Raw genomic sequence first — 223 nt, 5'->3', positions numbered from 1 at the left:
GGCGGCGGCGCTGCTGGCGACCGACGAACTCGCTCTGAAGTTTCTTGACTTTTTGGGCGTGATTGGAGGTCTTGGGCGGGAAGCCTGGGCTCTTGTGTGGGATGATTTTGCGGTGTCTGGCTTGAGGGTCGGGTGGCTGCGGACGGGACGGGACTTGATGGTTCGGTCGGTTATTTGACAATTGAAGATGAGAAAGAGAAACGTGGGCGGCGGAAGTTGCGCG

This window comes from Rhizobium sp. Leaf341 (genome assembly GCF_001424325.1).
Lineage (GTDB): Bacteria > Pseudomonadota > Alphaproteobacteria > Rhizobiales > Rhizobiaceae > Ferranicluibacter.
Note: the sequence above shows the minus strand (reverse complement) of the source record.